Raw genomic sequence first — 21,387 nt, forward strand, 5'->3', positions numbered from 1 at the left:
CACCATCGCGGGATGCGCCGACAGCGTACCGAACCCCGGTAGACGTCGCGAAGCGCATACCCCGCGCACGGCGCTGACCCGCAAGATCCACACCACTTCGGCGAGCTGGCGCCTTCCCGCGCCCTCGGACCCCTTGACTTCCCCGAGCTGGCGTCCGGCCCCCACCCGACGGCGTCCGGCCGCCGCCGCGCCGCGCCCCGGTCACCCGCGCGGGTGGCCGGACGGCATACACTCTTCGTCGCCACCGGGGTGTGGCGCAGCTTGGTAGCGCACTCGCTTTGGGAGCGAGGGGCCGTGGGTTCAAATCCCGCCACCCCGACTGTCGTTCGCGACCGGATCGTCCCGGGAACCGCCGGTTTTTTCCGCGCGGTACCCGGGCCCTGCCGATGCAGTCGGCCGGCTCGCCTACACTCGATGCGCGCAATCACGCCCCAGAACCAACACCCAGATCCGTCAAGGAGTACGCCTGTGAAGAGCACCGTCGAGACTCTGAGCCCGACGCGCGTGCGGCTCGCCATCGAGGTGCCGTTCGTCGAGCTCGAGCCGAGCCTCAAGAAGGCGTACCGGGAGATCGGCCAGCAGGTCCAGGTTCCCGGCTTCCGCCGGGGCAAGATCCCCGCTGCCGTGATCGACCAGCGGGTCGGCCGGGGCACCGTGCTCAACGAGGCGGTGCAGGAGGCGATCCCGCAGAACATCCTCGCCGCGGTCCGGGAGCACGACCTGAAGACGCTCGGCCGTCCCGAGGTCGAGATCACCGAGTTCGCCGACGGCGACTCGCTCAACTTCACCGCCGAGGTGGACGTCCGGCCGGAGATCACCCTGCCGGACCCGGCCACCATCGAGGTGACCGTCGACGAGATCGAGATCGCCGACAGCGAGATCGACGAGCAGATCAACAGCCTGCGCGAGCGGTTCGCCACGCTGAAGACCGTCGAGCGGGCCGCCCGGGAAGGCGACTTCGTGCAGATCGACCTGAACGCCACGGTCGACGGCGAGGAGGTTCCGGGCGGCTCGGCGAGCAACATCTCGCACGAGGTGGGCAGCAAGCAGCTCCTGCCGGGCCTGGACGAGGCGCTGGTCGGCCTGGCGGCCGGCGACAGCACCACCTTCACCACGCAGCTCGTCGGCGGCGACTACGCCGGCCGCGACGCCGACGTGGCGGTGACCGTCCGCACGGTCAAGGAGAAGGAGCTCCCCGAGCTCAACGACGACTTCGCGCAGATGGCCAGCGAGTTCGACACCATCGACGAGCTGCGCGCCGACCTGCGGGAGCGGGTCACCCGGGGCAAGCAGGTCGAGCAGATCTACGCCGCCCGTGACAAGGCCCTGGAGCAGATGGTGGCCGCCGCCGAGGTGCCGGCGCCGGAGGGCGTCGTCAAGGAGGAGGTCGAGAGCCGCAAGGCCGCGATGGTCGACCAGCTCGAGCGCATCGGCGCCTCCCTGGAGGAGTACCTCGCGGCGGAGGAGAAGACCGAGGAGCAGATCGACGCCGAGCTGACCGAGGCGGCGACCGACGGCGTCAAGATCCAGCTCCTGCTGGACACCCTGGCCGACGCCGAGGACGTGCAGGTCTCCGACGACGAGTTCGGTCACGAGATCGTGCACCGGGCGCAGCGAGCCGGCATGGCCCCGCAGCAGTACTACGACCAGCTGGTCCGCTCCGGCGCCGCCGCGGCCGTCTTCGGCGACGTCCGCCGGGGCAAGGCGCTCGCCGCGGTGATGGAGAAGATCAAGATCAAGGACTCGGCGGGCAACGAGGTCTCCCTCGACGCGCTGCGGGCCCAGAACGAAGCCGAGCACGACCACCAGCACTGATCATCGGGGGTGTCGGCCGCCGTCCCGCGCTGCGCGCCGGGAGGCGGCCGAAACCCTTTCCGGGGTACGCCGTGCGGGTGACTGCGCTGAGAGCGAACAGTGCCCCGACCGGGAGTACGCCCCCCGGCTGAGCGGTTAGTGTCGGGTAGGACGGTACGGAGAGCGAAGGGCTGCCATGACCGACATGCACATCCCCAAGAAGTCGCTCCGGGTGAACGAGGCCCGCGGTGGCGACTCCATTGGCAACCTCGACGACTCGGTCTACAACCGGTTGCTCAAGGAACGGATCATCTTCCTGGGCAGCGAGGTGAACGACCAGGTGGCCAACCGCATCTGCGCGCAGCTCCTGCTGCTCGCCGCGGAGGACCCGGACCGCGACATCTTCCTCTGGATCAACTCGCCGGGTGGCTCGGTCTACTCCGGCATGGCTATCTACGACACCATGCAGTACATCGACAACGACGTCTCGACCGTGGCGATGGGCATGGCCGCCTCCATGGGGCAGCTGCTGCTCTGCGCGGGCACCAAGGGCAAGCGCTATGCCCTGCCGCACGCGCGGATCATGATGCACCAGCCCTCGGGCGGTCTCGGCGGCACCGCGTCGGACATCGCGATCCAGGCCGAGCAGATGCTCTACACCAAGCGGATGTTCCAGGAGCGGGTCGCGTTCCACACCGGCCAGACCCAGGCCCAGATCGAGGCGGACTCGGACCGTGACCGCTGGTTCACCGCCCAGGAGGCCATGGACTACGGCTTCATCGACAAGGTGATCATCGGGGCCGCGCAGGTTCCGGATGGCGCCGGGACCCTGAGCTGACCGAGGAGCTGACGATGACCGACCTGAGCCTGCCGCCCCAGTTCGCGGCCGTGCACAACCGCTACGTCCTGCCGTCGTTCGTCGAGCGCACGTCGTACGGGATGAAGGAGTCCAACCCGTACAACAAGCTCTTCGAGGACCGGATCATCTTCCTCGGCGTCCAGGTGGACGACGCGTCGGCCAACGACGTGATGGCCCAGCTGCTGACGCTGGAGGGCACCGACCCGGACCGCGACATCATCATGTACATCAACTCGCCCGGTGGCTCCTTCACCGCCATGACGGCGATCTACGACACCATGCAGTACGTCCGCCCGGACATCCAGACCGTCTGCCTCGGGCAGGCGGCCAGCGCGGCGGCGGTGCTGCTCTCCGCGGGCACCCCGGGCAAGCGGATGGCGCTGCCCAACTCCCGGATCATCATCCACCAGCCGGCCACCGAGGGCGGCTACGGCCAGGGCTCGGACATCGAGATCCAGGCGCGGGAGATCCTGCGGATGCGGACGCAGCTGGAGGACATGCTCTCCCGGCACTGCAACCGCCCGATCGAGCAGGTCCGCAAGGACATCGACCGTGACAAGATCATGACGGCCGAGGAGTCCAAGGAGTACGGGCTGGTCGACACGATCCTGACCAGCCGCAAGAAGGGTCTGCTGGCGTCGCACGCCGCGGGCTGAGCAACGTGTGGTCGGAGGTCGGTCGGGGTATCGTTCCCGGTCGACCTCTGACACACCCGTTTTGGGGGTCGGAGAAAACCCGGCCACCGGGTAACGTCGGGTCTGTACCGCTCCGCCGGTCGGATCGGGTGGAGCCGACAGCATGGTGGGACGACAGGACGGACGGGCGCTCCGGCGCCCGCAGGTCAGGGCCGGCGTTCCGGCCGACGAGTGCAGGGAGAACGTAGGTGGCACGGATCGGTGACGGCGGCGACCTACTCAAGTGCTCCTTCTGTGGCAAGTCGCAGAAGCAGGTCAAGAAGCTCATCGCGGGCCCTGGTGTCTACATCTGCGACGAGTGCATCGATCTCTGCAACGAGATCATCGAAGAGGAGCTGGCCGAGTCCGGCGAGGTGAAGTGGGAAGAGCTTCCCAAGCCGATGGAGATCTGCCAGTTCCTCGACAACTACGTCGTCGGTCAGGAGCAGGCCAAGAAGGCGCTCGCCGTCGCGGTCTACAACCACTACAAGCGGATCCAGGCCGAGGCGGCCGGCGCGCCGGGCTCCGGCACCGACGGCGTCGAGCTGGCCAAGTCCAACATCCTGCTGCTCGGCCCGACGGGCTGCGGCAAGACGCACCTGGCGCAGACGCTCGCCCGGATGCTCAACGTCCCGTTCGCCATCGCCGACGCCACCGCGCTCACCGAGGCGGGCTACGTCGGTGAGGACGTCGAGAACATCCTGCTGAAGCTCATCCAGGCCGCCGACTACGACATCAAGCGCGCCGAGACCGGCATCATCTACATCGACGAGGTCGACAAGATCGCCCGCAAGTCGGAGAACCCGTCGATCACCCGCGACGTCTCCGGCGAGGGCGTGCAGCAGGCGCTGCTGAAGATGCTGGAAGGCACTGTCGCCAACGTGCCGCCGCAGGGCGGGCGCAAACACCCGCACCAGGAGTTCATCCAGATCGACACCACGAACGTGCTGTTCATCTGCGGTGGCGCGTTCGCCGGGCTGGATCAGATCATCGAGGCCCGCACCGGCTCCGGCGGCACCGGCTTCGGCGCCCGGCTCCGGTCGGTGTCCGAGCGGTCGACCGACGACATCTTCAGCCAGGTCATGCCGGAAGACATGTTGAAGTTCGGGCTGATCCCGGAGTTCATCGGCCGGCTGCCGGTGATCACCAACGTGCGCAGCCTCGACCGCAGCGCCCTGGTACGGATCCTCACCGAGCCGCGCAACGCGCTGGTCCGGCAGTACCAGCGCCTGTTCGAGCTGGACGGCGTCGAGCTGGAGTTCGAGCAGCCCGCGCTGGAGGCCATCGCCGACCAGGCCATGCTCCGCGGCACCGGCGCCCGCGGCCTGCGGGCGATCATGGAAGAGGTGCTCCTCTCCGTGATGTACGAGGTGCCGAGCAACCCCGACGCCGCCCGGGTGCTGATCACCCGCGAGGTCGTCCTGGAGAACGTGAACCCGACGATCGTGCCCCGCGAGTTCACCGGCCGGCGCCGGCGGGACCGCGAGGAGAAGTCGGCCTGACCGCCGTCGCGGCCGCGCCCGGGTCAGCTCGGGCGCGGTCCGCGTGAGCGGGTCCGCCGGTCCCACTCGCCCGACGGGGTGACCACCACCATCATCAGGCGCACCGGCCCGTCGCCGGCCGTGCGGTAGCCGTGCTCCCGGTCGGCGTGGAACTCGACCGTCTCGCCGGCGCGTACCTCGTGGTCGACCCCCTCGACGGTGACCGTCGCGGCGCCGTCGAGCACGTGCAGGATCTCCCGGGTGCCGTGCGCATGGTCGGGGGACTGCAACGCCTCCCCGGGTTCCATCCGCCAGTCCCAAAGCTCGACCAGGTCGGGTTCGCCGAGTCCACTGAGCAGGCGCGCCAGGCCGCCGTGAGGGCCGCGCCAGAGCACCGGCGCCTCGGCCGCCGCGCTGACCCGTACCGTGCTCTGCTCGGCGGGCTCCAGCAGCCGGGCGATGCTGACGCCGAACGCGTCGGCGACCCGGCAGAGCGTGCCGATGCTCGGGTTGGTCCTGGCTCCCTCGATCTGCACCAGCATGCCCTTGCTGACCCCGGACCGGCCGGCCAGCTCCTCGAACGACCAGCCGCGGGCGGCGCGTAGCTCACGTACCTGACGGGCGACCGCGGAGGTCACCGCGCCGACCCGTCCGCTTGCGTCGGTCATCACACTGTCCTTCACGGTCACTATTGTGGTACGACTGCGGGGTGCTACCCATTGTCCTCGCCGCCGTGTCCGCGCTCGCCTTCGGCACCGCCGACTTCGCCGGCGGCAAGGCGTCCCGGCGCGCCGACCCGATCGCGGTGACTGTGGTGTCGCAGATCCTCAGCGTTCCGCTGCTGCTCGTCCTCGTCCTCGTGGTGCCCGGCTCGCCCAGCCCGCTCGACCTGGGATGGGGACTGCTCGCCGGCGTGGCTGGCGCGGGTGGCGTCATGCTGCTCTACCGCGCGCTCGCCACCGGCGTGATGGCTGTCGTCGCCCCGGTCACCGCGATCACCGCGGCGATCGTGCCGATCGTCGCCGGCCTGGTCCTCGCACACTCGCCGGGCGCCGTCGCGCTCGGCGGCGCCGGGCTCGCCGTGGTCGCCATCGGCCTGGTCAGCCTGGGGGAGCGCGGTGCGGCACGCCGCGTCTCCAGCCGGGTGCTCGGCATGGCGCTGGCCGCCGGGCTGCTCTTCGGCGTCTTCTTCGCGCTGCTCGGCCAGGCCGACGAGACCGCCGGGATGTGGCCGGTTCTGGCGGTACGCGTCAGCTCGATCGCGTTCGGCCTCGCGCTCGCCGTCCGCACCGACGCACGTCTGCGCCTGGGGCGGCCGGTCCTCGGCTGGGCTGCGGCGGCCGGCCTGCTCGACTCCGCCGCGAACGCGCTATTCCTCGCCGCGGCGGGCCGGGGACACCTGAGCGTGGTGGCCGCCATCGCCTCGCTCTACCCGGCGAGCACCGTCCTGCTCGCGCTCGCGGTCGACCGGGAACGACTCCGGCCGGCACAGGTCGCGGGGCTCGGTTTCGCCGCGGCAGCGCTCGTCCTGTCCAGCGTCTGAGCCCTGTCGCGCGCCTGCTTCCGCCCGTACCCTCGGGTCATGCGCGTCGCCGTCTGCCAGCTCAACGCCCGCGACGACCGGGCGGCGAACCTCGCCGCCGCCGAGGCCCTGCTGGCCAGGGCCGCGGCGGCCGGCGCGGATCTCGCCCTCCTTCCGGAGTACGTCGACTACCTCGGTCACGCCGACCGGATGCCGCCGGCCGAGCCGGTCGACGGCACGGTGGGGCGGTTCTTCGCGGAGACCGCCCGCCGGCTGGGCATGTGGGTGATCGCCGGCTCGTTCCACGAGGCCGGTCCGGACCCGGCGCACACCTGGAACACCTCCCTGGTCTTCGACCGCGAGGGCGCGCTCGCCGCCGCGTACCGAAAGATCCATCTGTACGACGTGGAGATCCCCGGTCGCGTCTCCTACCTGGAGTCGGCAACCGTCGCGCCCGGCGACAAACCCGTGGTGGTCGACGTCGAGGGCGTCCGGGTGGGCCTGTCCATCTGTTACGACCTGCGGTTCCCGGAGTTGTACCGGCAGCTCGCGACCGACGGCGGCGCCGAGCTGCTCGTCGTGCCGGCGGCGTTCATGATGCACACCGGGCGGGACCACTGGGAGGTGCTGCTGCGGGCCCGGGCGATCGAGAACCAGTGCTTCGTGGCGGCGGCGGGCCAGACAGGCGACCACGACCCGGGCCGGACCTGCTTCGGGCGCAGCATGGTGGTCGACCCGTGGGGGACGGTGCTGAGCCAGGTCGCCGACGGTCCGGGGCTGGCGGTCACCGAGATCGACCTGGAGCGGCTGCGGACCATCCGCACCGAGCTGCCCAGCCTGGCCAACCGCCGGCTCTGACCGCGGTCAGCTCCCGAAGAGCAGACCCAGGGCGGCGATGCCGGCGATCGCAGCCGCCGTGATCAGCAGGGCGGTCGTCATCCGGGAGGGGCCGCGCTGGGCCAGGCGTCTGACCGACAGCAGCAGTACGGCGAGCACGACGGCCCCGATCACCAACTGCCAGAACGGCAGCAGGAGGCCGAGCAGAGCGTCCTCGGCGAGGGCCGGGACCGGGGACGGATCATCCATGCCGACCACTCTGGCACGGCGCCGCTCCTGGCGTCCCCCTTCGGCAGTGGCCTTCCCGCGGGCCGTCGCGCTCGGCTCAATGACGATCATTGATTTGCCTTCCGAGGCGGGTCCGCGTAACTTTCTCTCTGCACGCGGGAGGCCGGGCAAACCGGCCGAGAACGGGCGCCAGGCTGGTGGCGGCGACGCCGAGCCAGACTGAGATTCGGGCGGTGCTCGACACTCCGGGACACGGAGTTGCGAATGCGAAGCCGACCGGGTAGAGTTCGGAAGCCGGTAGGGAGCCGGGCGGGTGGTTGCGAGAGCGACGCCGGCCGGTCCGCCGAAACCCACGAGAGCAACGACCACCGGGAACGGTGAGCGTCAGCGTGGGTCTGGTCGAACCAAGTTGATCACCTCGGACACGAGGTTGACGACGGAAGTGAGACCGAGTAGGTTGGAGAGGTTGCCCCAAACGGGTGTTCCACGGGTGTGGAGCTTCTGGTTGGTGTGTGGTTGTTCTTTGAGAACTCAACAGGGTGCTTGTAAAGCCAGTGCCAATTGTTTTATACCCCGGACTGGTCGGGCCTTAGGGTTTGGCTGGTTGGGATTCCTTTGGCAACACTTTTGTTGCCAGGATGCTGTTCGACAAGTTTTTGTTGGAGAGTTTGATCCTGGCTCAGGACGAACGCTGGCGGCGTGCTTAACACATGCAAGTCGAGCGGAAAGGCCCTTCGGGGTACTCGAGCGGCGAACGGGTGAGTAACACGTGAGCAACCTGCCCCAGGCTTTGGGATAACCCCGGGAAACCGGGGCTAATACCGAATAGGACCGCTGACCGCATGGTCGGTGGTGGAAAGTTTTTCGGCTTGGGATGGGCTCGCGGCCTATCAGCTTGTTGGTGGGGTGATGGCCTACCAAGGCGACGACGGGTAGCCGGCCTGAGAGGGCGACCGGCCACACTGGGACTGAGACACGGCCCAGACTCCTACGGGAGGCAGCAGTGGGGAATATTGCACAATGGGCGGAAGCCTGATGCAGCGACGCCGCGTGAGGGATGACGGCCTTCGGGTTGTAAACCTCTTTCAGCAGGGACGAAGCGTAAGTGACGGTACCTGCAGAAGAAGCGCCGGCCAACTACGTGCCAGCAGCCGCGGTAAGACGTAGGGCGCGAGCGTTGTCCGGATTTATTGGGCGTAAAGAGCTCGTAGGCGGCTTGTCGCGTCGACTGTGAAAACCCGCAGCTCAACTGCGGGCCTGCAGTCGATACGGGCAGGCTAGAGTTCGGTAGGGGAGACTGGAATTCCTGGTGTAGCGGTGAAATGCGCAGATATCAGGAGGAACACCGGTGGCGAAGGCGGGTCTCTGGGCCGATACTGACGCTGAGGAGCGAAAGCGTGGGGAGCGAACAGGATTAGATACCCTGGTAGTCCACGCTGTAAACGTTGGGCGCTAGGTGTGGGGGGCCTCTCCGGTTCCCTGTGCCGCAGCTAACGCATTAAGCGCCCCGCCTGGGGAGTACGGCCGCAAGGCTAAAACTCAAAGGAATTGACGGGGGCCCGCACAAGCGGCGGAGCATGCGGATTAATTCGATGCAACGCGAAGAACCTTACCTGGGTTTGACATGGCCGCAAAACTGTCAGAGATGGCAGGTCCTTCGGGGGCGGTCACAGGTGGTGCATGGCTGTCGTCAGCTCGTGTCGTGAGATGTTGGGTTAAGTCCCGCAACGAGCGCAACCCTCGTTCGATGTTGCCAGCGCGTTATGGCGGGGACTCATCGAAGACTGCCGGGGTCAACTCGGAGGAAGGTGGGGATGACGTCAAGTCATCATGCCCCTTATGTCCAGGGCTTCACGCATGCTACAATGGCCGGTACAATGGGCTGCGATACCGTGAGGTGGAGCGAATCCCAAAAAGCCGGTCTCAGTTCGGATCGGGGTCTGCAACTCGACCCCGTGAAGTCGGAGTCGCTAGTAATCGCAGATCAGCAACGCTGCGGTGAATACGTTCCCGGGCCTTGTACACACCGCCCGTCACGTCACGAAAGTCGGCAACACCCGAAGCCGGTGGCCCAACCCTTGTGGAGGGAGCCGTCGAAGGTGGGGCTGGCGATTGGGACGAAGTCGTAACAAGGTAGCCGTACCGGAAGGTGCGGCTGGATCACCTCCTTTCTAAGGAGCACCATCCACCGAAAGGTGGCATGGAGCCCGCACCGCCCGAACGTGGTGGTGGGGTGCTCAGATGGCGGAGACACTGGCAAGTCAGGCGCCGGCAACGGCCGGGACTTTTCCTAGTACAGCCACCTCCGGGTGGTGGGAACGGGGTTCTGGTGCGGCTGGCGCGGGATGTAAGCACCCTGTTGGGTCCTGAAGGAACAACCGAGGTTGTTTTTTCAGAGCCTTGAGACGGACCGCAGAGTCTGTCGGGCGCCAGGCGCGGCCTGGTCTCGCAAACCGTAATCCTTGGTGGGTTGTAGGTGTGGGGCTGTGGGTTGTGGGTTGGTTGTTTGTTGAGAATTGCACAGTGGACGCGAGCATCTTTGTGGTCAAGTTGTCAAGGGCGAACGGTGGATGCCTTGGCACCAGGAGCCGATGAAGGACGTGGGAGGCCGCGATAGGCCTGGGGGAGCTGTCAACCAAGCTGTGATCCCAGGGTGTCCGAATGGGGAAACCCGGCATCAGTCATGTGATGTCACCCGCACCTGAACACATAGGGTGTGTGGGGGGAACGCGGGGAAGTGAAACATCTCAGTACCCGTAGGAAGAGAAAACAAATAGTGATTCCGTGAGTAGTGGCGAGCGAAAGCGGATTGAGGCTAAACCGGCGGCGTGTGATACCTGTCAGGGGTTGCGTCGTCGGGGTTGTGGGACCCTGCTGAGTGTGCTGACACGCATTCGAGGAGTTACAAAGTCAGTGGCTAGTCGAACAGTCTGGAATGGCTGACCGTAGACGGTGATAGTCCGGTAGGTGAAAGCTGCTGGTCTTCTGTGGGTGTTCCCGAGTAGCGGCGGACCCCTGAAATCTGCCGTGAATCTGCCAGGACCACCTGGTAAGCCTAAATACTTCCTGGTGACCGATAGCGGACGAGTACCGTGAGGGAATGGTGAAAAGTACCCCGGGAGGGGAGTGAAATAGTACCTGAAACCGTTCGCCTACAATCCGTCGGAGCCTTGCGGGGTGACGGCGTGCCTTTTGAAGAATGAGCCTGCGAGTTAGTGGCATGTGGCGAGGTTAACCCGTGTGGGGGAGCCGTAGCGAAAGCGAGTCTGAATAGGGCGTTTTTAGTCGCATGCTCTAGACCCGAAGCGGAGTGATCTAGCCATGGGCAGGCTGAAGCGCGGGTAAGACCGCGTGGAGGGCCGAACCCACCAACGTTGAAAAGTTGGGGGATGACCTGTGGTTAGGGGTGAAAGGCCAATCAAACTCCGTGATAGCTGGTTCTCCCCGAAATGCATTTAGGTGCAGCGTCGCGTGTTTCTTGCCGGAGGTAGAGCACTGGATGGTCTAGGGGGCCCACAAGCTTACCGAAATCAGCCAAACTCCGAATGCCGGTAAGTGAGAGCGCGGCAGTGAGACTGCGGGGGATAAGCTTCGTAGTCGAGAGGGAAACAGCCCAGATCACCAGCTAAGGCCCCTAAGCGTGTGCTAAGTGGAAAAGGATGTGGGATCGCATAGACAACCAGGAGGTTGGCTTAGAAGCAGCCACCCTTTAAAGAGTGCGTAATAGCTCACTGGTCAAGTGGTTCCGCGCCGACAATGTAGCGGGGCTCAAGCACACCGCCGAAGCTGTGGCATTCACATATTGACTTCGCTCGGCCTTGATGCCGGGTGCAGGTGTGTGGATGGGTAGGGGAGCGTCGTGCCGGGGGTGAAGCAGCGGGGTGACCCAGTTGTGGACGCGGCACGAGTGAGAATGCAGGCATGAGTAGCGAAAGAAGGGTGAGAAACCCTTCCGCCGGATGACCAAGGGTTCCAGGGCCAGGCTAATCCGCCCTGGGTGAGTCGGGACCTAAGGCGAGGCCGAGAGGCGTAGTCGATGGACAACGGGTTGATATTCCCGTACCCGCGAAAGAGCGTCCCTGACGAACCTCGTTGTGCTAACCACCCGAGCTGCCGGCGGTCTTCGGACCTATGGCGGTGAGCGTGGGAACCTGACGGGTAGTAGTCAAGCGATGGGGTGACGCAGGAAGGTAGCTGATCCCGGCCGGTGGTTGTGCCGGGGTAAGCGTGTAGGCCGGTGTGTAGGCAAATCCGCACACCATGAGGCTGAGACGTGATGCCGAGCCGATTCAGGTGAAGTCAGTGATCCTATGCTGCCGAGAAAAGCCTCTAGCGAGTTCTTAGCGGCCCGTACCCCAAACCGACACAGGTGGTCAGGTAGAGAATACCGAGGCGATCGGGCGAACTGTGGTTAAGGAACTCGGCAAATTGCCCCCGTAACTTAGGGAGAAGGGGGGCCGGAGACGTGAAGCCCCGCGCGGGTGGAGCGTTGTATGGCCGCAGAGAGCAGGGGGAAGCGACTGTTTACTAAAAACACAGGTCCATGCGAAGAAGTAATTCGATGTATATGGACTGACGCCTGCCCGGTGCTGGAACGTTAAGGGGACCTGTTAGCTCTTCGGGGCGAAGCGGAGAACTTAAGCGCCAGTAAACGGCGGTGGTAACTATAACCATCCTAAGGTAGCGAAATTCCTTGTCGGGTAAGTTCCGACCTGCACGAATGGCGTAACGACTTCCCCACTGTCTCAACCACAGGCCCGGCGAAATTGCATTACGAGTAAAGATGCTCGTTACGCGCGGCAGGACGGAAAGACCCCGGGACCTTTACTATAGCTTGACATTGGTATCTGAATTAGCTTGTGTAGGATAGGTGGGAGCCGGTGAAGTCCATACGCCAGTATGGGTGGAGGCAATCTTGAAATACCACTCTGGTTGATTCGGGTATCTAACTTCGGACCGTTATCCGGTTCAGGGACAGTGTCTGGTGGGTAGTTTAACTGGGGCGGTTGCCTCCTAAAGGGTAACGGAGGCGCCCAAAGGTTCCCTCAGCCTGGTTGGCAATCAGGTGTTGAGTGCAAGTGCACAAGGGAGCTTGACTGTGAGACTGACAGGTCGAGCAGGGACGAAAGTCGGGACTAGTGATCCGGCACTGGCATGTGGAAGCGGTGTCGCTCAACGGATAAAAGGTACCCCGGGGATAACAGGCTGATCTTCCCCAAGAGTCCATATCGACGGGATGGTTTGGCACCTCGATGTCGGCTCGTCGCATCCTGGGGCTGTAGCAGGTCCCAAGGGTTGGGCTGTTCGCCCATTAAAGCGGTACGCGAGCTGGGTTTAGAACGTCGTGAGACAGTTCGGTCCCTATCCGCCGTGCGCGTAGGATACTTGAGAAGGGCTGTCCCTAGTACGAGAGGACCGGGACGGACGAACCTCTGGTGTGCCAGTTGTCCCGCCAGGGGCACGGCTGGTTAGCTACGTTCGGAAGGGATAACCGCTGAAAGCATCTAAGCGGGAAGCTCGCTTCAAGATGAGGTATCCCACCCACATTTGTGGGGTAAGGCCCCCAGCTAGACGACTGGGTTGATAGGCCGGAAATGTAAGCCCGGTAACGGGTTCAGTTGACCGGTACTAATAGGCCGAGGACTTGACTACTAAGCTGCTACGCGTCCACTGTGCAACTCTGAACAAACAGCAACCTGCGGGTTGTTTGACATGTTCATAGAGTTACGGCGGTCATGGCGGAGGGGAAACGCCCGGTAACATTCCGAACCCGGAAGCTAAGCCCTCCAGCGCCGATGGTACTGCACTCGGGAGGGTGTGGGAGAGTAGGACGCCGCCGGACAATCTTTCATTCAGGGCCACCCCCAACGGGGTGGCCCTGAATTGCGTTCACCGGAAAGCCGGCCGGAGCCGGCTCCCGGGACGAGCGGGCTCAGCGGCTCTGGACGGACTCGCGGATGTCGCGGAACAGCGCCGCCGCGTCGTCTACCCGGCGGCCCGGGAACATTCCCATCACCACGCTGCCGTGGTCGGCCCACCCGCACACAGCGAAGTCGCCGCCGTCGCCGCTCGTCGTACCGCACTTCATCACGCCGCCCAGGCGGCCCGCGTCCACCTCGCGCAGCCCGGCCACCCGGCCGGTCTCGTCCGCCATCAGGCCGAACAGCGTGTCCAGGTCGCGTTCGGGCTGCCAGAGCAGCGTGGTGCCGCCGAACAGGAGCACCGAGCGCTTGGCGTCCCCGCGGTCGGAGTAGACGGCGCCGAAGCCGCGGTCCAGCTCGATGTCGGCGGCCAGCCCGTCGCGCAGGTAGTCGGCGGTGCTGCGGGCCCGCTCGCTGTCGTCCCGCACCAGCCCGGCCACCTCGGCCGGCTGGCCGAGAGTGGTGTCCTTCTGCTGGAGCACCCGCCAGCCGCCCAGCCCGAACGCACCGGCGCCGGCCAGACCGGCCGCGAGCAGTGCGGCCAGGACGATCTTCCGGCGCCGCGAGACGGGACGGCGTTCGGGATCCTGCGCGGGGTCGCGGCGGCTCAGCTCGATCGGCTCTTCGGTCAGCTCGACCGGATCGGAACCCCCGTCGACCGGGCGCTCGGTGAGATGCGCGTCGGACATGACCGCCACCGTACGCGAATCACAGGTGGTGCACGTCGGGTCCCCGAAAGCGCTCCGTAGACTTTCAGGGTGACCGAGAGACTGGATGCCCGACGCCCCGACGCCCCGACCCTCGCCGGCCAGTACCAGCCCGGCGAGGTAGAGCAGCGACGGTACGAGCAGTGGGTAGCCGGCGGGCACTTCCGGGCGTCGGCGGACAGCGAGAAGCCGCCGTTCACCATCGTCATCCCGCCGCCGAACGTCACCGGCTCGCTGCACATGGGCCACGCGTTCGAGCACACGCTCATGGACGCGCTCACCCGGCGCAAGAAGATGCAGGGGTACGAGGCGCTCTGGCTGCCGGGCATGGACCACGCCGGCATCGCCACCCAGAACCTGGTCGAGCGGCAGCTCGCCGGTGAGGGGCTTTCCCGCCACGACCTCGGGCGGGAGAAGTTCGTCGAGCGGGTCTGGCAGTGGAAGGCCGAGTCCGGCGGCGCGATCCTCGGCCAGATGCGCCGGCTCGGCGACGCGGTCGACTGGGACCGCGAGCGGTTCACCATGGACGAGGGCCTGTCCCGGGCCGTGCAGACCATGTTCAAGAAGCTCTTCGACGACGGGCTCATCTACCGGGCCAACCGGATCATCAACTGGTGCCCGCGCTGCCTCACCGCGCTGTCCGACATCGAGGTGGAGCACACCGACGACGAGGGCGAGCTGGTCTCGATCCGCTACGGCGACGAGGTCGTGGTGGCGACCACCCGGGCGGAGACCATGCTCGGCGACACCGCGGTGGCGGTGCACCCGGACGACGAGCGCTACCGGCACCTGATCGGCACCGAGGTGGAGCTGCCGCTCACCGACCGGCGGATCCCGATCGTCGCCGACGAGCACGTCGACCCGAGCTTCGGCACCGGCATGGTCAAGGTGACCCCGGCGCACGACCCGAACGACTTCGAGATCGGCCAGCGGCACGACCTGCCCTCGCTGACGATCATGGACGAGCGGGGCGTCATCACCGCGCCCGGCCCGTTCGAGGGCCTGGACCGGTACGAGGCCCGCCCGGCGATCGTCGCGGCGCTGCGCGAGCAGGGCCGGATCGTGGCCGAGAAGCGGCCGTACCTGCACGCGGTGGGGCACTGCTCGCGGTGCAAGACGACAGTCGAGCCGCGGCTGTCGTTGCAGTGGTTCGTCAACACCGCGCCGCTCGCCAAGGCCGCGGGCGACGCGGTGCGCGACGGCCGGGTGAAGATCGAGCCGGCCGAGCTGGCCAAGCGCTACTTCGCCTGGGTCGACAACATGCACGACTGGTGCATCTCCCGCCAGCTCTGGTGGGGCCACCGCATCCCCGTCTGGTACGGCCCGGACGGCGAGATCGTCTGCGTCGGCCCGGACGAGGAGCCGCCGTCCGGCGAGGGCTGGCGGCAGGACGAGGACGTGCTGGACACCTGGTTCTCCAGCGGGCTGTGGCCGTTCTCCACGCTCGGCTGGCCGGAGCGCACCCCGGACCTGGCGAAGTTCTACCCGACCAGCGTGCTGGTCACGGGCTACGACATCCTGTTCTTCTGGGTCGCCCGGATGATGATGTTCGGCCTGTACGCGATGGACGGCGTGCAGCCGTTCGACGTGGTGGCGCTGCACGGCATGGTCCGTGACGAGCACGGCAAGAAGATGTCGAAGTCCTTCGGCAACGTGGTGGACCCGCTGGACTGGATCGACCGGTTCGGCGCCGACGCCACCCGGTTCACGCTGGCTCGGGGCGCCAACCCCGGCCAGGACGTGCCGGTCAGCGAGGAGTGGTGCCAGGGCTCCCGCAACTTCTGCAACAAGCTCTGGAACGCCACCCGGTTCGCGCTGCTCAACGGCGCGCACACCGACGGCCCGCTGCCCGGCGCCGCTGACCTCTCCACCGTCGACAGGTGGATCCTGTCCCGGCTGGCGCACGTCACCGCCGAGGTGGACGAGCAGTTCGAGGCGTACGAGTTCGCGAAGGTCTGCGACCTGCTCTACCACTTCGCGTGGGACGACGTCTGCGACTGGTACGTGGAGCTGAGCAAGCCGGTGCTGGCCGAGGGCGGCCCCGCCGCCGACGCCACCCGCCGGGTGCTCGGGCACGTGCTGGACCAGCTCCTGCGGCTGCTGCACCCGGTCATCCCGTTCGTCACCGACGAGCTGTGGGCCGCGCTCAGCGGCGGCGAGACCGTGCTGACGGCGTCCTGGCCGGCCGCCGACCGTACCCTGATCGACGACGCCGCGGAGAGCGAGGTCGGCACCCTCCAGCGGGTGGTGACCGAGGTCCGGCGGTTCCGCTCGGACCAGGGTCTGCGGCCGACCCAGCGGGTCGCCGCCCGGCTCGACGGCCTGGCCGGCGCGGGCATCGCGGCGCACGAGCCGCTGGTCCGCTCGCTGGCCCGGCTGGACGCGCCGGGCGACGACTTCCAGGCAAGCGCCACGCTGGCCATGCCCGGCGCGGTGAGCGTCGCGCTCGACACGCGCGGCTCGATCGACGTGGCGGCCGAGCGCGCCCGGCTCACCAAGGACCGGGCGGCGGCCGAGAAGGAGGCCACCCAGGCGCGGGCGAAGCTGGACAATCCGGCGTTCGTCGGCAAGGCGCCCGAGCCGGTGGTGGCGAAGATCCGCGAACGGCTGGCGGTGGCCGAGGCGGATCTGGTCCGGATCGACGCCGCACTGGAGGCGCTTCCCTCGTGAGCGCGAGGAGTGAGCCGGGGTTCGAGCCCCGCAGTCGCGAACGAAAGATGGCTCCGCATGAGTGACAGCACCGACCGCACCGCGTTCGCCGAGGTGGAGGCCGCGCTCAACGCGCGCGGCTTCACCCGGATGCACTTCGAGCTGGAGAAGATCGAGACCCTGCTCGACCTGCTGGGCAGCCCGCAGCGGGCGTACCCGTCGATCCACCTGACCGGCACCAACGGCAAGACCTCGACGGCCCGGATGATCGACTCGGTGCTGCGGGCGTTCGGGCTGCACACCGGCCGCTACACCAGCCCGCACCTGGAGACCGTCCGGGAGCGGATCAGCCTGGACGGCGAGCCGGTGAGCGAGGAGCGGTTCGTGTCCACGTACCGCGAGATCGCGCCGCTGGCCGAGCTGGTCGACCAGCGGTTCGCCGAGCCGCTGACGTACTTCGACATGACCACCGCGCTGGCGTTCGCCACGTTCGCCGACGCCCCGGTCGACGTGGCGGTGGTGGAGGTCGGGCTCGGCGGCGCGGAGGACGCGACGAACGTGATCCAGGCCGGCGTCGCCGTGATCACCCCGATCGGGCTGGACCACACCGAGTGGCTCGGCGACACGATCGAGGACATCGCGCTGCACAAGGCGGGCATCATCCACCCCGGCGCCACGGTGATCGCGGCGGCGCAGGAGGAGGAGGCGGCCCGCCCGATCCTGGAACGCTGCGCCGAGGTCAACGCGACCGTCGCCCGCGAGGGCGCCGAGTTCGGCGTGCTGCGCCGCGCGGTCGCGGTCGGCGGCCAGGTGCTGACCATCCAGGGCCTGGGCGGGGTGTACGAGGAGATCTTCATCCCGCTGCACGGCGCGCACCAGGCGCAGAACGCGGCGGTGGCGCTGGCCGCCGTGGAGGCGTTCCTCGGCGCCGGGGCCCGGCGGCAGCTCGACATCGAGGCGGTCCGTGAGGGCTTCGCCGCGACCAGCTCGCCGGGCCGGCTGGAGCGGGTCCGTACCGCCCCGACGGTGCTGCTCGACGGCGCGCACAACCCGCACGGGATGGCCGCCACTGTCGCCGCCGTGCAGGAGGAGTTCGCGTTCAGCAAGCTCGTCGGCGTGCTGGCGGTGCTCGGCGACAAGGACGCGGCGAGCCTGCTGGAACTGCTCGAACCGGTGCTCGACTCGATCGTGGTGGCGGAGAACAGCTCGCCCCGGGCGATGCCGGTGGACGAGCTGGCCGCGCTGGCGCGGGAGATCTTCGGGCCGGAGCGGGTGCAGGTGGCCCGGGAGATGCCGGACGCCATCGAGGCGGCAGTGGCGGAGGCCGAGTCGGACGTGCCGGGCGAGCTGTCCGGGGTGGGCGTGCTGGTCACCGGCTCGGTGGTGACAGTGGCCGACGCCCGCCGGCTGCTCAAGCGATGACCGGCCCGCAGCAGCGCCCGACCGGCGCTGAGCAGCCGGCGGGTCCGGAGCCAGCGGGCGGCCCGGAGCAGACGAGCGGCGCTGAACGGCCGGCGGGTCCGGAGCAGCCGGCCGGTCCGGAGCCGGCGGGCGGCGTGCGGCGGTCCGGGCTGCGGAACCCGGACAAGGCGGTGCGCGGGCTCGGCGCCGGCACCATGTCGCTGGAGGCGCTGGTGCTGCTGCTGGCCATCCAGCCGATCCGGGTGGTCGGCGGTGACCTCAGCGGCGCGGCGATCGGCGCGATCGTGGCGCTGGCGGTCGCGTGCGTGGTGCTCGCCGGCATGATGCGCCGCCCGTGGGCGTGGCACGCCGGCACCGTGATCCAGGGCCTGCTGCTGCTCTCCGGGCTGCTGCACTGGTCGCTGTTCGCGCTCGGGGTGATGTTCGCGCTGGTGTGGGCGTACGCGCTGCACGTGCGGCGGGTCATCCTCGGCTGAGCGCCGTCGCGTGGTTCCGCGTGTTAAGAAGGGCCCCTTCCTCTACCTGAGGCGTTAAGAAGGGGCCCTTCCTTACATCGGGGCGTCGGCGAGCGTGCGCCACTGCGTCAGCGCGACGCCGTGGCCGTCGGGGTCGCGGAAGGCCGCCGCCCATACCTCCAGCTTGGTGCCCCGGTTGACCACGCGCGGGGCGTAGGTGAACCGGACGCCGGAGTCGCGCAGCCGCTCGTACGCCCCCTGGATGTCGTCCACCTCCAGGTTGACGTGCACCAGGCGGCGGCTGATCGGGGCCGCACCGGTCACCCGGCGCAGCACCAGCCGGGTCGGCCCGGAGGAGAGCACGGCGTTGCCCTCGCCCCGGTCCAGCTCGTCGAAGCCGAGTTCGCGGTAGAAGTCGAGGGACCGGTCCAGGTCGGTGACGAGCAGCGTGATGCCGACGCCGCTGATCGGGCTGGCCAGCTCGTCCGGTTCGGCCGCGCCGGACGGGCCGAAGATCGCCTCGTCCAGCTCCTCGGCGGTCGGCGTCGCGTCGGAGCGCCGCGGCGCGTCCGTGGGATCGTCGAGCGCCACGTCGATCGGGTCGGGCACGGTGTCGGCCGGCTCGGGGTCGGCGAGCACGGTCTCGACCGGCACCGTGTCGGGCGGCTCCTCGGCCGGCGAGCGGGGCGCCGGGGCGCGGCGGGGGAGCGGGCCGGGGCCGGCCGTGCGGTCGGCCGGTTCGACGAGCTGTCCCTCCAGCACCACCGGGCCGCCGGGGCTCTGGTGCAGCACCACCGGCTCGCGTTCCTCGGCCCGGGGCGGGACGTCGTCCCGGTACGGGTCCGGCGCGGGCGGGTAGTCGTCGCGGAAGTCGTCCTCCGGCGCGCGCCCGGCCCACGGCGGCGCCTCCTGCGCGATCAGCGGCTCGTCCAGCGGGTCCGGCTCGGCGGTGTACTCGGGCGGCAGGTCGGCGACCGCGGCGGCGCTCTCCGCGTGCGTGGGCACCTCGTCCCAGAGCACGCGTACGTGCCGCTGGTCGTCGAGCGCCACCCGGACCGGCAGCGCCTGGCCCAGCGAGGGCCACTTGGCGACCGGCACCCGGGGCTCGATGATCTTCTTGGAGCGGGGTGGCAGCCCGGGCGCGTCGATGACCAGTTGCAGCTCGCACCGGCCGAACGCGTACTGGGTGGGTGGTTCGGAGGCGCTGTGCACGTGCCCCAGGCCGATCACCCAGGTGCGGCCGCCGCCGCGTACCGTGGCCAGGGCGACCGCCAGCACCAGCAGCGCGACGCCGAGCGCCACGATGGCCCAGCTCGTCATGCCGAGCCCGAACACGGTCACGAAGGTGGCGACGGTGCCCAGCACCGCCCCGATCAGTTTGCGTACCGGCGCGATCGTGCGGTTCCCGCCATTCGCCACAGTGGACCTCCCAGGGGTTCCAGGGCCAGGCTAGGCCGCCGCGGCGGGCCAGGGAAGACGCAGCCGCCGCGCCGGCGCCGGGACCGGGTCGCTACGCTGACCGTACCCAGCCGAACCCCGTTTGAGTGCGCAGGAGGAACCCAGCGTGTCCAGCAGCAGCCCGGACGAGCGGACGCTCGTACTGATCAAGCCCGACGCGGTACGCCGCGGTCTGGTGGGCGAGATCCTGTCCCGTTTCGAGCGCAAGGGCCTGCGGATCGACGCGATGGTGAGCCGGACCATGGACGGCGACTTCGCCGACCAGCACTACGCCGAGCACGTCGACAAGCCGTTCTACCCGCCGCTGAAGACGTTCATGACCAGCGGCCCGCTGGTGGCGCTCGTGCTCTCCGGCGACCAGGTGATCGAGGTGGTGCGCGCGATGATCGGCAGCACCGACGGCCGCAAGGCCGCCGCCGGCACCATCCGCGGTGACCTGTCGCTGTCGAACCGGGAGAACCTGGTGCACGCCTCCGACTCGGCGGACAGCGCCAAGCGCGAGATCGCGCTCTGGTTCCCCGAGCTGGCCTGAGCGGTTCCGGCGGCGGCCCCGGGCCGCCGCCGGCTCGTCACGGCGTCGGCGCGGCCGGCAGCGCGCCGAGCTCACGCACGATCCGCTCCGCCAGGGCCACCGCCCGGGTACGCGCCTCCGCGGTGACCGCCTTCCGGTCACCGGGACGGGCCGGGCGGGCGCAGAGCACGCTCGCCTCGACGAGGTAACCCCGGTGCCGGACGATCACCCGGGCGTGGCCCAGCAGCGGGTAGTGGCTGCCGGAGTCCAGGCGGTCGCTGTCGGCGGTGACGGTGGCGAGCACACCCGTCGTACCGGCCACCCGTACCGGAGCACTGGTTCCCCGGTAGCCGATCACGCCGCTGTACGGTTCGCCGAGCAGGTGCGTGGCGCCGCCGGTGCACGTCGTCCGGCGTACCGTCTCGAACGCCTGCTCGACCGGCGGTGGCGTCGCGTCGGGCCGCACGGCCGCGACCACCTGGACCCGGCCGATCGCCTCCCCGCGCTGCCCGCCGCCGGAGTAGGCGGCGGGCTTCGTCTCGGCGCGGACGGTGAAGAAGGATCTGACGGTGACCGGGTCGCGGTAGTTGCCGGCCAGCGGCCTCGGCATGTCGCAGAGGCCGAGCTGCGCGCTCGCGTTCGCGGTCGACTCGGCGCGCCCGACCGGGCCGAGACGCCCGGCGGCGCGGCGTACCGCGGCCAGGACCGCCGGCCCCTCGTGTTCGGGCGCGGGCGACGCGCTGGGCACCGGTGACGGCGACCTCGTCGCGGGCGCGACCGGCGCCTCGGCGCCGCAGCCGGCGAGCAGGGTCGCCGCCACCAGGGCGGCAGGGATCAGTCGGGCACGCACGTTTCCTCCCCCGTCGGCG

Annotated in this window: 15 protein-coding genes, 1 tRNA gene and 3 rRNA genes; 14 read left to right on the forward strand and 5 right to left on the reverse strand. The window is 68.4% G+C overall.

The window, feature by feature from the left end; all coding sequences use genetic code 11:
- Positions 1 to 245: 245 nt before the first annotated feature.
- The 5 genes from ABIH81_RS14660 (at position 246) to clpX (ending at position 4,829) form a co-directional block, all read left to right on the forward strand.
- Positions 246 to 319, forward strand: a tRNA-Pro gene (locus ABIH81_RS14660).
- Between the two features lie 149 nt (positions 320 to 468).
- Positions 469 to 1,815 (forward strand): trigger factor, encoded by a 1,347-nt coding sequence (tig, locus tag ABIH81_RS14665; RefSeq protein WP_349880791.1) that lies wholly within the window; start codon positions 469 to 471, stop codon positions 1,813 to 1,815.
- Positions 1,816 to 1,990: 175 nt separating this feature from the next.
- Positions 1,991 to 2,632 (forward strand): ATP-dependent Clp protease proteolytic subunit, encoded by a 642-nt coding sequence (locus tag ABIH81_RS14670; protein WP_184687611.1) that lies wholly within the window; start codon positions 1,991 to 1,993, stop codon positions 2,630 to 2,632.
- 14 nt (positions 2,633 to 2,646) lie between these two features.
- Positions 2,647 to 3,309: an ATP-dependent Clp protease proteolytic subunit gene (locus ABIH81_RS14675; protein ID WP_013288034.1), complete on the forward strand. Its 663-nt coding sequence runs from the start codon at positions 2,647 to 2,649 to the stop codon at positions 3,307 to 3,309.
- Positions 3,310 to 3,536: 227 nt separating this feature from the next.
- Entirely contained in the window at positions 3,537 to 4,829 is a 1,293-nt protein-coding gene (gene clpX / locus ABIH81_RS14680; protein WP_013288033.1) for an ATP-dependent Clp protease ATP-binding subunit ClpX, read from the forward strand.
- 23 nt (positions 4,830 to 4,852) lie between these two features.
- Here clpX and ABIH81_RS14685 read toward each other — a convergent pair whose 3' ends face one another.
- On the reverse strand, positions 4,853 to 5,476 hold the full coding sequence (locus ABIH81_RS14685; protein ID WP_349880792.1) for an XRE family transcriptional regulator: 624 nt from the start codon (positions 5,474 to 5,476) through the stop codon (positions 4,853 to 4,855).
- Between the two features lie 41 nt (positions 5,477 to 5,517).
- On the opposite strand from ABIH81_RS14685, the gene ABIH81_RS14690 reads away from it, so the two are divergent.
- Positions 5,518 to 6,351, forward strand: coding sequence for an EamA family transporter (locus ABIH81_RS14690; RefSeq protein WP_349880793.1), 834 nt, complete (start codon positions 5,518 to 5,520; stop codon positions 6,349 to 6,351).
- Positions 6,352 to 6,390: 39 nt separating this feature from the next.
- On the forward strand, positions 6,391 to 7,188 hold the full coding sequence (locus tag ABIH81_RS14695) for a carbon-nitrogen hydrolase family protein (RefSeq protein WP_349880794.1): 798 nt from the start codon (positions 6,391 to 6,393) through the stop codon (positions 7,186 to 7,188).
- Between the two features lie 6 nt (positions 7,189 to 7,194).
- Here ABIH81_RS14695 and ABIH81_RS14700 read toward each other — a convergent pair whose 3' ends face one another.
- On the reverse strand, positions 7,195 to 7,416 hold the full coding sequence (locus tag ABIH81_RS14700) for a hypothetical protein (RefSeq protein ID WP_349880795.1): 222 nt from the start codon (positions 7,414 to 7,416) through the stop codon (positions 7,195 to 7,197).
- A gap of 635 nt (positions 7,417 to 8,051) precedes the next feature.
- Here ABIH81_RS14700 and ABIH81_RS14705 point away from each other — a divergent pair.
- From ABIH81_RS14705 to rrf, 3 genes are all read left to right on the forward strand, one after another.
- Positions 8,052 to 9,566, forward strand: a 16S ribosomal RNA gene (locus ABIH81_RS14705).
- A 372-nt stretch (positions 9,567 to 9,938) separates the two neighbouring features.
- Positions 9,939 to 13,047 (forward strand): 23S ribosomal RNA (locus ABIH81_RS14710).
- A 73-nt stretch (positions 13,048 to 13,120) separates the two neighbouring features.
- A 5S ribosomal RNA gene (gene rrf, locus ABIH81_RS14715) occupies positions 13,121 to 13,237 on the forward strand.
- Together the 16S, 23S and 5S rRNA genes form the textbook arrangement of a ribosomal RNA operon.
- Positions 13,238 to 13,327: 90 nt before the next feature.
- Here the strand turns inward: rrf and ABIH81_RS14720 are convergent.
- Positions 13,328 to 14,005: a hypothetical protein gene (locus tag ABIH81_RS14720; protein WP_349880796.1), complete on the reverse strand. Its 678-nt coding sequence runs from the start codon at positions 14,003 to 14,005 to the stop codon at positions 13,328 to 13,330.
- Between the two features lie 69 nt (positions 14,006 to 14,074).
- Here ABIH81_RS14720 and ABIH81_RS14725 point away from each other — a divergent pair, with 69 nt between their 5' ends.
- From ABIH81_RS14725 to ABIH81_RS14735, 3 genes are read left to right on the forward strand one after another with little or no spacing between them, the layout of a single operon-like run.
- Entirely contained in the window at positions 14,075 to 16,693 is a 2,619-nt protein-coding gene (locus tag ABIH81_RS14725; RefSeq protein WP_349880797.1) for a valine--tRNA ligase, read from the forward strand.
- Positions 16,694 to 16,750: 57 nt separating this feature from the next.
- Positions 16,751 to 18,094, forward strand: a complete 1,344-nt coding sequence (locus tag ABIH81_RS14730) for a folylpolyglutamate synthase/dihydrofolate synthase family protein (protein ID WP_349880798.1) — start codon at positions 16,751 to 16,753, stop codon at positions 18,092 to 18,094.
- Complete coding sequence (locus tag ABIH81_RS14735) at positions 18,091 to 18,570, forward strand: DUF4233 domain-containing protein (RefSeq protein WP_349880799.1); 480 nt, start codon at positions 18,091 to 18,093, stop codon at positions 18,568 to 18,570. Before ABIH81_RS14730 ends, ABIH81_RS14735 begins: the two co-directional genes overlap by 4 nt.
- Positions 18,571 to 18,642: 72 nt before the next feature.
- On the opposite strand, the gene ABIH81_RS14740 is transcribed toward ABIH81_RS14735, so the two are convergent.
- Positions 18,643 to 19,968: a VOC family protein gene (locus ABIH81_RS14740; protein ID WP_349880800.1), complete on the reverse strand. Its 1,326-nt coding sequence runs from the start codon at positions 19,966 to 19,968 to the stop codon at positions 18,643 to 18,645.
- 145 nt (positions 19,969 to 20,113) lie between these two features.
- Here ABIH81_RS14740 and ndk point away from each other — a divergent pair, with 145 nt between their 5' ends.
- Entirely contained in the window at positions 20,114 to 20,539 is a 426-nt protein-coding gene (ndk, locus tag ABIH81_RS14745) for a nucleoside-diphosphate kinase (RefSeq protein ID WP_030503075.1), read from the forward strand.
- A gap of 37 nt (positions 20,540 to 20,576) precedes the next feature.
- Here the strand turns inward: ndk and ABIH81_RS14750 are convergent, their stop codons facing one another.
- Positions 20,577 to 21,368, reverse strand: a complete 792-nt coding sequence (locus tag ABIH81_RS14750) for a hypothetical protein (protein ID WP_349880801.1) — start codon at positions 21,366 to 21,368, stop codon at positions 20,577 to 20,579.
- Positions 21,369 to 21,387: the final 19 nt, after the last annotated feature.

This window comes from Micromonospora sp. HUAS YX12, assembly GCF_040215685.1.
GTDB classification, from domain to species: domain Bacteria; phylum Actinomycetota; class Actinomycetes; order Mycobacteriales; family Micromonosporaceae; genus Micromonospora; species Micromonospora tulbaghiae.